The organism is Streptomyces tamarix, from assembly GCF_032423885.1.
Classification (GTDB): domain Bacteria; phylum Actinomycetota; class Actinomycetes; order Streptomycetales; family Streptomycetaceae; genus Streptomyces; species Streptomyces tamarix.
Window position 1 is genome coordinate 59,520 of record NZ_JAWCTQ010000012.1, and the last position, 13,312, is coordinate 72,831.

Genomic DNA, 13,312 nt, shown 5'->3' on the forward strand with positions numbered 1-13,312 from the left:
CCGCGGCCCTTCCCCGGAGACCCCCATGAGACGCACCCCCACACGCCTGCCCGGACGGCCCCTGGCCGCCGCGGTGGCCGTCAGCGGCATCCTGGCACTGGTGGCCGCCGTACCCGGTGCCCCCTCCCCCTCCCCCTCGACCGCGCCGGTCGCGGCGGCCGACAGCACGGCCACCGTCTTCTACTACACGAAGACGAAGAACTGGACCCAGTACCACCTGCACTACGCACCCGACGGCGGCTCCTGGACCACGGTGCCGGGCGTGAGGATGGAGACCGCCTGCACCGACTGGGTGAAGAAGACCGTCGCCCTGGGCACCGCTCAGGGCCTGCGGGCCACCTTCACCAACGGCTCGGGCACCTGGGACAACAACGCGGGCAAGGACTACGCCCTCGGCACGGGCAGCATCACCGTCAAGGACGGCGCGGTCGCCCACTCCGACCCGTGCGCCGGCACCGGCCCGGACCCGACCCCCACCCCCACGCCGGGGGACGGGAACAAGGCCACCGTCTACTACTCCACCCGGACCCTCGGCTGGACCACCGCCAACCTCCACTACCAGCCCGCCGGCGGCTCCTGGACCGCCGTGCCCGGCATCGGCATGCAGGTGGCGTGCACCGGCTGGTGGAAGAAGGAGGTCGACCTCGGCACCGCGACCTCGATGAAGGCCGCGTTCAACAACGGCAACGGGGTCTGGGACAACAACAAGGGCGCCGACTACGCCCTGCCCACCGGCCGCACCACCGTCGTGGACAACACCGTCACCCCGAACGCCGGCGACCCCTGCGCCGGCGAGACGCCCGACACGAAGGCGCCGACCGTCCCGGCCGGGGTCGCCGCGAAGGCCGACGGGGTGTCCGTCGTGCTGACCTGGGAGCCGTCCACCGACGGCAGGGGCGTCACCAAGTACCAGGTCACCCGGACCGGCGGGACCAGGGGCACCGTCGTGACCGACGTCGGCTCCACCGTCTTCTCCGACGCGAACCTGGAGGAGAAGACCGCCTACACGTACACCGTCAGGGCCGCGGACGCGGCCGGCAACCTCTCCGCCGCCTCCGCCGCCGCGACGGCGACCACCGGGGAGAAGCCCCCGACCCCGGCGGCCGGCAAGCCGCTGGGCACCGATCCGCGCAAGGACCCGATCTACTTCGTCCTGACCGCCCGGTTCAACGACGGCGACACGGGCAACAACCGCGGCGGGAGCCAGCACGCGAAGTCGGGCAACGCCGCCAACAACGACCCGATGTTCCGCGGCGACTTCAAGGGCCTGGTCCAGAAGCTGGACTACATCAAGGGGCTCGGCTTCTCCGCCGTGTGGATCACCCCGGTCGTCCTCAACCGCTCGGACTACGACTACCACGGCTACCACGGCTGGGACTTCTACAAGGTCGACCCCCGCCTGGAGTCCGCCGGCGCCTCCTACCAGGACCTGATCAACGCCGCCCACGCCAAGGGCATGAAGATCTACCAGGACGTCGTCTACAACCACTCCTCCCGCTGGGGCGCCAAGGGCCTGTTCGTCCCCACCGTCCACGGCGTGCGCGACAGCCAGTGGAGCTGGTACTACGACGAGAAGCAGACCGGCTTCGAGTACGACGGGCTGACCGTCGACCCGAAGACCGGCAAGTCGTACTACAACGGCGACCTGTGGTCCACCGCGGAGCCCGCCGGGAACACCTGCGTCAACTGGGGCAAGCCCACCGGCGCCAAGAGCCCCGAGGGCTACACCATCTACAACTGCCAGTGGCCGAGCCCGACCTCCGGCATGTTCCCGAAGTCGCTGTACCACAACTGTTGGATCGGCAACTGGGAGGGCGAGGACTCCCGCTCCTGCTGGCTCCACGACGACCTCGCCGACTTCAACACCGAGGACCCGCAGGTGCAGAACCACCTGATCGGCGCCTACAACAAGTACATCGACATGGGGGTCGACGGCTTCCGCGTCGACACGGCCGTCCACATCCCGCGCACCACCTGGAACCGCCGCTTCCTGCCCGCCATCCAGGAGCGCGTCACCCAGCGGCACGGCGCCGAGGCCGCGAAGAACTTCTTCGTCTTCGGCGAGGTCGCCGCCTTCGTCAACGACAAGTGGAACCGCGGCTCCGTCAACCACTCCGCGCAGTTCTTCACCTGGAAGGAGCGCAAGGAGTACAGCGCCGACGACGCCAGGGCCGCGCTGGAGATGTACGACCACGAGCAGCAGGCCGGCACCGCGAACCAGCCCACGTCCGCCAACGCGTTCCTCGACGGCAACGCGTACCACGCCCCGGACCACAGCAGGTTCTCCGGCATGCACGTCATCGACATGCGCATGCACATGAACTTCGGCGACGCGGTGAACGCCTTCCACAACGGCAAGGACTCCGACGACAGCTACAACGACGCCACGTACAACGTCGTCTACGTCGACAGCCACGACTACGGCCCCAACAAGGGCAGCGAACGCTACGCGGGCGGCACCGACGCCTGGGCCGAGAACATGTCCCTGATGTGGACCTTCCGCGGCATCCCCACCCTCTACTACGGATCGGAGATCGAGTTCCAGGCCGGCAAGAAGATCGACTGCGGGCCCACCTGTCCGCTCGCCACCACGGGCCGCGCCTACTACGGCGACCACGTCGCCGGCGACGTGAAGGCGTCCGACTTCTCCAAGGTCGACTCCGCCACCGGCCAGGTCGCCACCACGCTCCAGAAGCCGCTGGTCAAACACGTGCAGCGGCTGAACCAGATCCGCCGGGCCGTCCCCGCCCTGCAGACGGGCCAGTACTCGACCCAGGGCATCCAGGGCGAGATGGCGTTCAAGCGGCGCTACACCGCCGGTGGCACCGACAGCTTCGCGCTGGTCACCGTCACCCACGGCGCCACCTACACCGGCATCCCCAACGGCACCTACACCGACGCGGTGACCGGCGACACCCGGGTCGTCACCGGCGGCACGCTCACCGTGGCCGCGCCCGGCAAGGGCAACCTGCGGGTCTACGTCCTCAACGGCCCCGGCAGGATCGGGGCCGCCGGCCCCTACCTGAAGTAGTCCGGCGGGGGTTCGGGAGCACGGGGCCGGCGGCGGACGCCGCCGGCCCCGTCGCACCGCCGGGCCCCGTCGGGCACCGCCGGCCCCGGGGCCACGGCCTCAGTCGCGCCCCGGGGAACGGGCGGCACGGGCGCGCGCCGGCCGGGGTCAGGGGGCGTCACCGGACCAGTCCCAGCGGCGCGGGTCGTCGGGGCGCGGGTCGTACAGGGCCCGCCCGCCGGACCCGAACCTCCCGAGCTCGGTCGGGAGCGCGACACCGGTGCCGGTCTCCTGCGGCGACCAGCCGGTGATGTCGAGCAGCAGGCCGTCCAGCGGCCCGCCGACCAGTTCGGCGTAGGCGCGTCCGGGCCGCGGGCCCGGGCGGGGGTCGTCGTGGTCCTGGCCGTAGACCCGGCCGCGCAGCAGTTCCTCGTCCCTGTCCATGCCTTCCAGGTTCCCAGCCGCCACCGACAGCGCGGGCCCGCCCGGGGTCGCGCCGCCGGTGGCGGCCGTCAGCCGCCGGCCGGCCGCTCGTCGGCCGCCGGCGGCCCGACGAGGCGCCGCGCGGCCTCCCTGCGGCGGCGCTGTCGGTCGACGTCCGCCACGGGGGCGGAGAGCAACAGGGCCCGGGTGTAGTCGTGCCGCGGCTCGGTGGTGAGGGCGCGGGCGTCGCCCGTTTCCACGATGTTCCCGTGGTGGATCACCGCCACCCGGTGGCTCATGAACCGCACGACCGACAGGTCGTGCGTGACGAAGAGGTAGGCGACCCCGGTCTCCTCCTGGATCTCCAGGAAGAGGTCGAGGACGGTCCTGCGGGTGGTGAGGTCGAGCGCGGACACCGGTTCGTCGCAGATGACGAGCCGGGGGCGCAGGGCGAGCGCGCGGGCGATCGCCACGCGCTGGCGCTGGCCGCCGGAGAACTCGCGGGGCAGGCGGGCCGCCGCGTCGGCGGGGAGGTGGACGCGGGCGAGCAGGTCGCCGACCCGGTCCCGGGCCTGCTTGGCGCTCATCCCGTGGCCGAGCAGGGGCTCGGCGAGGGTGTCCCCGACGGTGAGGGAGGGGTTCAGCGAGGTGTAGGGGTCCTGGAAGACGACCTGGAGGTCGCGGCCCAGCTCGCGGCGGCGGGCGCGCCCGGCCCGGTCGATGCGTTCCCCGGCGAAGGTGACGGTGCCCGAGTCGACGGGGACGAGCCCGAGGACCGCGCGGCCGATGGTGGTCTTGCCCGAGCCTGACTCGCCGACCAGGCCGAGGGTCTCACCCGGCCGGATGTCGAGCGAGACGCCCTTGAGGACCTCGGCGCGCGGGGCGCGCCGGCCCTTGCCGGGGAAGGAGACCCGCAGGTCCCGGACGCTGAGCAGGGCGTCCTCGGCGACGGTGGCTTCGGTGGGGGTCATGCGGTGGTGCTCCTCGCCTCTCGCGGCTGCCAGGGGGCCCGGGTCGGGGCTTCGTCCAGGACGGCGCCGAGCAGGGCCCGGGTGTAGGCGTCCCGGGGGGCGTGGAGGACCTGCTCGGTGGTGCCGGTCTCCACGATCCTGCCGGTGTTCATGACGGCGACGCGGTCGCAGAGGTCCGCCACGACACCGAGGTCGTGGGTGACCAGGAGCACGCCGAGGCCGCGGTCCTTCTGCAGGCGGCGCAACAGGTCGAGCACCTCGGCCTGGACCCGTACGTCGAGCGCGGTGGTGGGCTCGTCGGCGATGAGGAGTTCGGGGTCGCAGGACATGGCGCCGGCGATGAGGACGCGTTGGGCCATGCCTCCCGATATCTCGTGGGGGTACAGGCGCAGGGTGCGCTCGGGGTGGGGGATCTCCACCAGGCGCAGCAGGTCGACGGCGCGGCGGGCGGCCTCCCTCCGGGAGATGCCGAGGGTGTGGCGCATGGGTTCCACGAGCTGGCTGCCGATGGTGAAGGAGGGGTCGAGGTTGCTCATGGGTTCCTGCGGGACGTAGGCCACGGTGCCGCCGCGAAGAGCGCGACGAGCGCGTTCGGGCAGGCCGACGACCTCCTGTCCCTTGATGGTGACGCTGCCGCCGCTGACCCGCCCGCCGTCGGGGAGGATGCCGAGCACGGCGAAGGCGGACTGGGTCTTCCCGGAGCCGGACTCGCCGACGAGCCCCACGATCTCACCGGCCCGCACGTCGATGTCGACGCCGTGCACGACCTCCTTGTCGGTGCCGTCCGGCTGGGCGTAGGCGACGGTGAGGCCGCGCACCGAGAGCAGCGCGGAGCGGTCCGCCGCGGCATCCCCGGCGGCGGGGGCCGCGGCGGTCGTACGGCGTCGGCTCCGGCGGGTCCCGGCCGCTTCCCCGGTGCGGTCCTCCAGCCCGTCGCGCAGGGCTCCGGCGAGCAGGACGAGGGCGCCGTTGGTCAGGCCGAGGGCGAGGCCCGGCCACAACAGCAGCAGCGGCGCCCGCTGGATGTTCTGGAACGCCTCGTTGAGCATCGCACCCCACGTCGGGGCCGATCCGCCGCCGACGCCGAGGAACTCCAGGCCGGCCTGGAGCGCGATGGCGACGCCGGCGACGAGTGCCACCTGGATGATGACGGGACCGCGCACCACCGTCAGGACGTGCCGGGCGACGATGCGGAGGTCGGACAGTCCGGACACCTTCGCGGCGTCGACGTAGAGCTCCGCGCGGACGCCCGCGACGATGCCGCGGACGAGGCGGAAGAAGCTCGGGGCCGCGAGGACACCGAGCACGATCATCAGGGCCCAGACGTCGGGGCCGAGGATGGCGCGCGAGGCGAGGAGCACGACCATGGCGGGCAGCGCCATGACGAGGTTCACGGCCCAGTTGGCGACCGAGTCGAACCAGCCGCCGCGGTAGCCCGCGTACAGACCGGAGGGCACCCCGAGGGCGAGGGCGATCCCGAGGGCTATGAGCGCCCCGCCCAGGGTGTTGCGGCCCCCGTGGAGGATGCGGGAGAGGATGTCACGGCCCGCGGAGTCCATTCCCATCGGGTGCGCGCCGCTGGGGGCGGCGAAGGCGTCGCCGAGCGAGGAGGCGTCGGGGGCCTGCGGCGCGAGCAGCGGGGCCAGGGCGACGGCGACGAGCAGGAGCAGCAGGACGCCGGCGGAGAGCACCCCGAGGGGGTTGCGCAGGAGCCGTCGGAGGAGGGTGCCGCGGCGGGCGGGCGGCGCCTGGGCGCCGGGGTCGTGGAGCGGTGCGCCGGAGGGTTCCGGGCGGGTCGCGGTGGGAGCGTCGGCCGGGAGGTTCTCGCTCATGCGACTCTCGCCTTCGGGTTGAGCCAGCCGATCATGATGTCGACCAGAAGGTTGATCAGTACGACGCCGATCACGGTGAGCATGACGAGCGCCATGATCACGGGGATGTCGCCGCGGGTGGTGTAGGTGACGGTCATGCTGCCGATGCCGGGGAGGCCGAAGATCTGCTCCACGATCACGGCACCGCCGAGCAGGCCCACGAACTGCATGCCGAGGACCGACAGGGCGGGCGCCGACGCGTTGCGCAGGACGTGCCGGAACACGATCCGGGACGGGGGGAGGCCGCGGGCGCGCAGGGTGCGGACGTAGTCCTGCCGCAGTACGTCGATCACCGCGCCGCGCACCTGCTGGGAGACCCCGGCCACGGACGCCACCGACAGGGACAGGACGGGCAGGGTGATGGTGGACAGCCAGCCGCCGGGCGACTCGGTGAGCGCGATGTACCCGATGGCGGGGAACCAGTTCAGGTGGACCGCGAAGACCAGCACCATGACCAGCGTCACGAGGAAGCCGGGGAGCGCGTAGCCCACGACGCCGAGGACCTGGACGAAGCGGTCGACCGCGCCGCGCCGGACCCCCGCCCAGACGCCGAGCAGGAACGACACGGCGGCGGTGACGAGGGTGACGCCCAGCATCAGGCTCGCGGTGACCGGCAGTCGGCCCGCCACGGCCTGGGTGACGTCCTCGCTGGTGAACCAGGAGGTGCCGAGGTCGCCGCGCACGGCGTGGGCGAGCCAGTCGGCGTACTGCTCCAGGACCGGCCGGTCCAGCCCGAGGGAGGCGTTCTTGGCGTCGACGGCCGCCTGGTCGGCGCCCTGGCCCAGGAGTTGCCTGCCGACGTCCGTGCCGGGGATCGACAGCAGCAGGTACGAGAGGAAGGAGATGACGACCAGGAGCAGGGCTCCCGCCGCGATCCTGCGGGCGATGAAGTTCAGCATGGCACTCGGTATCCGTGACCGGCCGCCGGGGGGAGAACCGCGCGGGCTTCCGCGCGCTCCTCCCCCCGGCGTGGCCTCACTTGACGGGGGCGTAGTTGTAGATCGACGGGACGGCCATGCCGGACTGCGGGGTGATCTTCACCGTGCCGTCCGAGACGTGCAGGTACGTCATCCGGTAGAAGGGCACGAACCAGCCCTCCTTCACGAGGTGGGCGTTGAGCTCGCGCGCGGCCTGCTCCGCCTGTGCGTCGGTACCGGTCTGGATCGCGGGGACCAGCTTCTGCGTGGTGGCGTCCGCGGTGCCGAACATGTTGAAGGAGCCGGGCGTGACCAGCTCGTCGACGACCACCCAGTCGGAGGTGGACTGGCCCATGTTCATGACCATGCCCGAGTAGGCGCGGTCGGCGAACACCTTCCGGATCGCCGAGCCTCCGTCCAGCTCGTCCCAGACGAGGGTGACGCCGACGGCCTTGAAGTCGGTGGCGAGCGACGCGGCGAGGGCGTCGTTGACGATCGCGGCGATGCGGGGCAGCTTCAGCGTGAAGCCCTTGCCGTAGCCCGCCTCCGCGAGGAGCTTCTTGGCCTTGGCCGGGTCGTGGGAGTAGTACGTGTCCAGCTTCTCGTCGTACCCCCGGGTGCCGGGCCCGAAGACCTGGGAGGTGACCTCGCCCCGGTTCTGGCGGATGGCGCCGAGCATGGTCTCGCGGTCGATCGCGAGGTTCAGCGCCTGGCGGACGCGGGGGTCCTTCAGGGCCGGCGTCAGCTTCCCGCCGCGGTCGAAGAGCAGCAGCCCCTGGAAGTCGAACTCCTGCTTCGTCGTCTTCATCCTGGGGTCGGACTCGATGCTGACCTGCTGGTCGGCGGTCTGGAGGAGGGCCGCGTTCACCTGCCCGGTCTTGAGGCCGTTGACGATCGCGGTCTCGTTGTCGAAGTAGCTGATCGTGAGGTTCTCGTACGGGAGCCGTTCGCCCCAGTAGTCGGCGTTGCGCGCGTAGACCCACTTGGTGCCGACCGTCGTCTTCTCCTTGACGAGGCGGTAGGGGCCGGTGCCGTCGGGGGTCGTCTTGAGGCTGTCGGCCTGCCCGAACTTCGCCGGGTTCGCCATCAGGCCGGCCGCGTCGCTCAGGTAGAAGAGCATCGCGGGGTTGGCCTGCGCGAGCTTCAGCGTCACGTGGGAGGGGTCGACGACCCGGACCTCCTGGAGGTCCTTCAGCCACTTCGCGTTGGCGCCGCCGCCCTTCTTGAAGCGCTCCATGTTCGCCTTGACCGCGGCCGCGTCGAAGGCGGTGCCGTCGGCGAACTTCACGTCCTCGCGCAGGGTGAGGCCGAGCTCGGTGCGGTCGCCGTTGTACTTCCACTCGGTGGCGAGCATCGGGCTGAAGTCGCCGTTCGGCTCGCGCTTGACGAGGGTGTCGTACGTGGCCTGGAAGAACGGCAGGGCGCTGCCGACCGCGACGGCCGGGTCGAAGCTCTGGGGGAGGGTCAGGGTCGCGACGTTCAGCGTCGAGGAGCCGGTGCTCTTGGCGCCCGGGTCGGCGCATCCCGCGAGGGTGAGGGTCGCGGCCACGCAGGCGGCGACGGCCCCGGTTCGGATGGTTCTGCTCATGAGGTTCGCTCCGTCTGGAGGGCCGGGGAAGGGCCCCCGGGCGAGATTGGCGGTGAGCTTACAACCGGAACCAACCACTTGGTAGGTTTTTCCGGCGGTGAAATTACCAACTGGTAGGTTCCGGCTGGCGGGGAGCCGGGGGCGCCGTCACGACCGTCTCCCGGGCCCCGCGCACCGACGCGGGACAGCGAAGGCTGTGCGCGAGCCCGCGCGACCGGGCGCACGCCGTGCGGCGTGCGCCGGTCCGCCGACGGCAGGAGGCCATCGAAGTGAGCGAACCGTCCGTGAACGCCCCGCGCCGCCCGTCGAAGGGCGAGCGCACACGGGCCCGCATCCTCGACTCCGCCACCGAGCTGTTCTCCCGCTCGGGCTTCAACGCGGTGTCGTTGCGCGACATCGCCGCGCACGCGGGGCTGACCCACGCCGGACTGCTGCACCACTTCCCGGGCAAGGAGGCCGTGCTCATCGAGGTGCTGAGCCGCCGCGACAGGATCGACGCCCAGTCGGTCTTCCCCGGCATCGTCCGGCCGGGCACCCCCGAACCCGGCCCGGGGGAACGGTTGCGCCGGCTGGTCGGCCTGGTCGCGCGCAACAGCGGAACCCCGGGCATCGTCGGGCTCTACGCGAAGCTGTCCGCCGAGGCCACCGATCCCGGGCACCCCGCCCACCACTACTTCAAGGAGCGCTACCGCGTCCTCCGGGAGGAGGTGACCGTACTGGTCGAGGCCCTGCAGGCCGAGGCCGGCGCACCCGCGCGCAGCGCCCCGGAAACCGTGGCCCGGCAGTTGCTGGCGCTGATGGACGGCCTTCAGACGCAGTGGCTGCTGGAACCGGAAGCCGTGGTGATGGAGGAGGTGGTGCGCGACTTCCTGCGCGGCCTCGGGTTCCTCCCCGGGGACGGTGCGGGGGGAGCCGGTGTCAGCGGCTGAGCGACGCGAGCACCGCATCGGCCGCGCTCCGGTGCCCGGCCGCGTTGGGGTGGAACCCGGCCGCCTCCGCCGTGTCCTCCGGCTCGATCCAGCGGACGCCGGCGGGCTTGCACACGTCGTGCCCGATCGACGGCCCGTAGGTGTCGACGTAGGTGGCGCCCTGGAGGCCGGCCTGCTGCGCGAGCATCGCGTTGAGGTGCTTCTCCTTGTCCCGGATCCAGGGGAAGTCGCCCTTGGCGAGCGCGACGGTCTCCCGGCACGCCGTGCCGTCGTCGGGGAAGAGCGCCGGGTAGCCCACCAGGAGCACCTTCGCCTTCGGGGACCGGACGCGGATCTCCTTGAGCACCGCTTCGATCTTCGGTGCCGTGGCGTTGACGCGGGAGCCGATCTCGTCGGTGCCGAAGAGGGTGTAGCTCTGCTTGCAGGGCGAGCCGTACGGCGCCACGTACCCCAGGAGCACGCAGCGGGTGATGACGCCCACCAGGTCGAGGTCGTTGCCGCCGATGCCGAGGGTGACCAGCGTCGTGTCGGGGCGCAGCGCGTCGAGCTGCGGCGGGACCGACTCCTGCGGGTTCGCCATGTGGCTGGTGGCGGCGCCCGAGCAGGTCACGTCGGTGAACGAGGCCGCGCCGACCGTACGGGCCACCAGGGCCGGGTAGTTGTTCGACGAGCGCCCGCAGACCGCGTCGGTCTGCTCGGGGATGCCGGGGCCCGCGCTGAAGGAGTCGCCGAGCGCGACGTAGTGCACCTCTTCGGCGGCGCGCGCGGAGGCGTGCCCGGCGGAGCGCTCCGCCACGGGGCTCGCCGCGGCGCCCGCGGCCGTGCCGGCCAGCACGGCGACGGCCGCCGCGGCCGCGACCCCGGCGCGCACCGCACGGCGGGGGGCACCGGTCCCGCCCGGAGGCGCGGTGCGGAGGATCCGCCGTCCGGGGGGCGGGGTGGCGGACTGTCCGGATGGGGGCATGGCCGTTCCTCGTTTCGTGGGCGAGTGGAAAGGAGGCGGCTGCGGGACCCGGTCGCTGTCCCGGAGCGGCGCCGCTCGAGCGCGAAAACCGTAAGTTGATCGGTTTCTGGTCGTCAAGGGATCGCACGGAGGTAAGTCGACCGATGCCATCTCGTAACTACCGGCAGGTAGCCACCCTTGACAGCGAAAACCGATCATCTTACGGTTTTTGGATCGCTCGGCCGTCGGCACGGTCCGCCCGCACCGGCCGGACGCCCTTCACGCCGTCAGGGACGGGCCCGCCGCCCACGGTCGGGCGCCGGTCCGGTCCCGCCCGCCCCACGAGACCCCGATAGGTGCGCCGTATGACCCAGCAGCCCCCACCGCCCCGGCTCTCCCTCGCCGACAGGGCGTCGCTGACCAGCGGCGCCGGTGACTTCGTCACCACGGCCATCGCCTCCGCCGGCGTGCCGGCGGTCACCATGTCCGACGGGCCCCACGGGCTGCGGCTGCCCAAGGAGAGCGGCGACGGCGGCCAGGTCGACCTGCACAGCGCCGCCCCCGCCACCTGCTTCCCGCCCGCCGTGGCACTCGGCAGCAGCTGGGACCCGGAACTCGCCCGCCGCGTCGCCGGCGCGATCGCCGCGGAGGCGGCCTCCCACGGCGTCCGCGTCGTGCTCGGACCCGGCATCAACATCAAGCGGTCACCGCTGTGCGGGCGCAACTTCGAGTACTTCTCGGAGGACCCGCTCCTCTCCGCCGAGATGGGCGGGGCGATGGTCCGCGGGTTGCAGGAGGCGGGGGTGGGGGCGGCCCTCAAGCACTACGCCGCCAACAACCAGGAGACCGACCGCATGCGCGTCAGCGCCGACGTCGACGAGCGCCCGCTGCGCGAGATCTACCTGAGGGCCTTCGAGCGCATCGTCCGCCGGGACCGCCCCTGGTCCGTCATGGCCTCCTACAACGGCGTCAACGGCGTCCCGCTCTGCGAGAACACCCGCCTGCTCACGGACGTCCTGCGCTCCGAGTGGGGCTTCGACGGCATCGTCATGTCCGACTGGGGCGCCGTGCGCGACCGGGTCGCCGCGCTGCGCGCCGGACTCGACCTCCAGATGCCGGGCACGGGCGGGCGCACCGACCGCGAGGTCGTCGCCGCCGTGACCGGAGGCGACCTCGACGAGTCGGTGCTCGACGCGGCGGTGGAACGCCTCGTCCGCTTCGCCCGGCGCGCGGCGGACGGCGCGCCCGAGAGGCGCGAGGTACCGGTCGCGGAGCACCACCGGCTCGCCGGGGAGGCCGCGGACCGGTGCGTCGTGCTCCTGAAGAACGACTCGGACCTCCTGCCCCTCGACCCCGCCTCCGGCACCGTCGCGGTCATCGGCGAACTGGCCCGCACCCCGCGCTACCAGGGCGCGGGCAGCTCCCAGGTGACGCCGACCCTCCTCGACACGCCCCTGGACCGCCTGCGGGAGCTCGCCGACGGCGCCCGCGTGGACTTCGCCGCGGGCTACGCGCTCCCGGGCGCCGCGCCGGCGGACGGGGAGGAGCCCCTGGTCGCCGAAGCCGTACGGCTCGCGTCCGCGAGCGACACGGTGGTGCTGTTCCTCGGGCTTCCCGCCCAGGACGAGTCGGAGGGCTTCGACCGCGACCACATCGACCTGCCGCCCGTCCAGCTGCGCCTGCTGGAGCGCGTCCGGGAGGCCAACCCCCGGGTGTGCGTGGTGCTCTCCAACGGCGGCGTGGTGCGCACCGCGCCCTGGCACGAGCGGGTACCCGCCCTGGTGGAGGGCTGGTTGCTCGGCCAGGCCGGCGGCGGCGCGCTCGCCCGGGTGCTGTTCGGGGCGGTCAACCCGTCCGGCAAGCTGGCCGAGACCGTCCCGCTGCGCCTGGAGGACTCGCCCAGCCACCTGTCCTTCCCCGGCGAGGAGGGCCGGGTCCGCTACGGCGAGGGCGTCTTCGTCGGGTACCGCGGTTACGACGCCCGCCGCTGCGAGGTCGCCTTCCCCTTCGGCCACGGCCTGTCGTACACCACCTTCGCGTACTCCGGGATGCGCGTGGACCGGCGGGAGGACGGCGCGGCGTTCACCGTGGCGGTCACCGTCACCAACACCGGCGGGCGCGCGGGGCGCGAGGTCGTCCAGGTGTACAGCGGCGGACCGGCCGCCTCCGCGGTCGCCCGGCCGCCGAGGGAGCTGCGCGGCTTCGCCTCCGTGTCCCTCTCCCCCGGTGAGAGCCGGGAGGTGGTGGTGGAGCTGGCGCGCGAGGACCTCGCGTACTACAGCGAACGCGAGGGCCGCTGGAGGGTCGAGGAAGGCGACTACCGCATCGACGTCGGCTCCTCCTCGCGCGACATCCGGCTGTCGGCCGTGCTCACCGTCGCCGGCGACCCCTCGCGCCTCCGCCTGAGCGGGCGCCACACGCTCGCGGAGTGGTTGCGGCACCCCGTGGGCGGGCCGCTGCTGGGGGAGAGGTTCGCCCGGGCCGCGGCGGGCAGGACGGGGCCGAGCGCCATGGACGACCCGGTGATGCGGCGGTTCCTCGCCGGCATGCCGCTCGACGTGATCTCCGAGTTCCCGCAGAGCCCCGTCTCCCCCGAGGACGTGGACGAACTGGCCGCCGCCGTCGCCGCCGCCGCCGATGACGACGGCCGGGGCGAGTGA

General features: G+C 72.7%; 9 protein-coding genes. 3 read left to right on the plus strand and 6 right to left on the minus strand.

Features of this window, described 5'->3' with window-relative positions; all coding sequences use genetic code 11:
• Window positions 1-25: 25 nt before the first annotated feature.
• The gene (locus RND61_RS12270; RefSeq protein ID WP_315877920.1) at window positions 26-3,031 is read left to right on the plus strand and encodes a carbohydrate binding domain-containing protein; all 3,006 of its coding nucleotides are present in this window, start codon (window positions 26-28) and stop codon (window positions 3,029-3,031) included.
• Between the two features lie 147 nt (window positions 3,032-3,178).
• Here the strand turns inward: RND61_RS12270 and RND61_RS12275 are convergent, their stop codons facing one another.
• The 5 genes from RND61_RS12275 to RND61_RS12295 form a co-directional block, all read right to left on the minus strand.
• Entirely contained in the window at window positions 3,179-3,454 is a 276-nt protein-coding gene (locus RND61_RS12275; RefSeq protein WP_315877921.1) for a hypothetical protein, read from the minus strand.
• Between the two features lie 68 nt (window positions 3,455-3,522).
• Window positions 3,523-4,404 carry an ABC transporter ATP-binding protein gene (locus RND61_RS12280; RefSeq protein ID WP_315877922.1) on the minus strand — a complete coding sequence of 294 codons (882 nt, stop codon included), beginning with the start codon at window positions 4,402-4,404 and terminating at the stop codon, window positions 3,523-3,525.
• The gene (locus RND61_RS12285) at window positions 4,401-6,236 is read right to left on the minus strand and encodes a dipeptide/oligopeptide/nickel ABC transporter permease/ATP-binding protein (protein ID WP_315877923.1); all 1,836 of its coding nucleotides are present in this window, start codon (window positions 6,234-6,236) and stop codon (window positions 4,401-4,403) included. Before RND61_RS12285 ends, RND61_RS12280 begins: the two co-directional genes overlap by 4 nt.
• The gene (locus RND61_RS12290; protein ID WP_315877924.1) at window positions 6,233-7,174 is read right to left on the minus strand and encodes an ABC transporter permease; all 942 of its coding nucleotides are present in this window, start codon (window positions 7,172-7,174) and stop codon (window positions 6,233-6,235) included. The genes RND61_RS12285 and RND61_RS12290 overlap by 4 nt, the downstream gene beginning before the upstream one ends.
• A gap of 76 nt (window positions 7,175-7,250) precedes the next feature.
• Window positions 7,251-8,780 carry an ABC transporter substrate-binding protein gene (locus RND61_RS12295; RefSeq protein ID WP_315877925.1) on the minus strand — a complete coding sequence of 510 codons (1,530 nt, stop codon included), beginning with the start codon at window positions 8,778-8,780 and terminating at the stop codon, window positions 7,251-7,253.
• Window positions 8,781-9,049: 269 nt separating this feature from the next.
• Between RND61_RS12295 and RND61_RS12300 the strand changes: the two genes are divergently transcribed.
• Window positions 9,050-9,709, plus strand: coding sequence for a TetR/AcrR family transcriptional regulator (locus RND61_RS12300; RefSeq protein ID WP_315877926.1), 660 nt, complete (start codon window positions 9,050-9,052; stop codon window positions 9,707-9,709).
• On the opposite strand, the gene RND61_RS12305 is transcribed toward RND61_RS12300, so the two are convergent.
• A complete protein-coding gene (locus tag RND61_RS12305; protein WP_315877927.1) occupies window positions 9,699-10,673 on the minus strand; it encodes an SGNH/GDSL hydrolase family protein in 975 nt (324 codons plus the stop codon). The two genes, RND61_RS12300 and RND61_RS12305, sit on opposite strands and share 11 nt — an antisense overlap.
• A gap of 344 nt (window positions 10,674-11,017) precedes the next feature.
• Here RND61_RS12305 and RND61_RS12310 point away from each other — a divergent pair, with 344 nt between their 5' ends.
• Complete coding sequence (locus RND61_RS12310) at window positions 11,018-13,312, plus strand: glycoside hydrolase family 3 C-terminal domain-containing protein (protein ID WP_315877928.1); 2,295 nt, start codon at window positions 11,018-11,020, stop codon at window positions 13,310-13,312.

Coding starts and splice junctions, on each gene's coding strand:
- RND61_RS12270 (WP_315877920.1), top strand. CDS start 26: ATGAGACGCACCCCCACACGCCTGCCCGGACGGCCCCTGGCCGCCGCG.
- RND61_RS12275 (WP_315877921.1), bottom strand. CDS start 3,454: ATGGACAGGGACGAGGAACTGCTGCGCGGCCGGGTCTACGGCCAGGAC.
- RND61_RS12280 (WP_315877922.1), bottom strand. CDS start 4,404: ATGACCCCCACCGAAGCCACCGTCGCCGAGGACGCCCTGCTCAGCGTC.
- RND61_RS12285 (WP_315877923.1), bottom strand. CDS start 6,236: ATGAGCGAGAACCTCCCGGCCGACGCTCCCACCGCGACCCGCCCGGAA.
- RND61_RS12290 (WP_315877924.1), bottom strand. CDS start 7,174: ATGCTGAACTTCATCGCCCGCAGGATCGCGGCGGGAGCCCTGCTCCTG.
- RND61_RS12295 (WP_315877925.1), bottom strand. CDS start 8,780: ATGAGCAGAACCATCCGAACCGGGGCCGTCGCCGCCTGCGTGGCCGCG.
- RND61_RS12305 (WP_315877927.1), bottom strand. CDS start 10,673: ATGCCCCCATCCGGACAGTCCGCCACCCCGCCCCCCGGACGGCGGATC.
- RND61_RS12310 (WP_315877928.1), top strand. CDS start 11,018: ATGACCCAGCAGCCCCCACCGCCCCGGCTCTCCCTCGCCGACAGGGCG.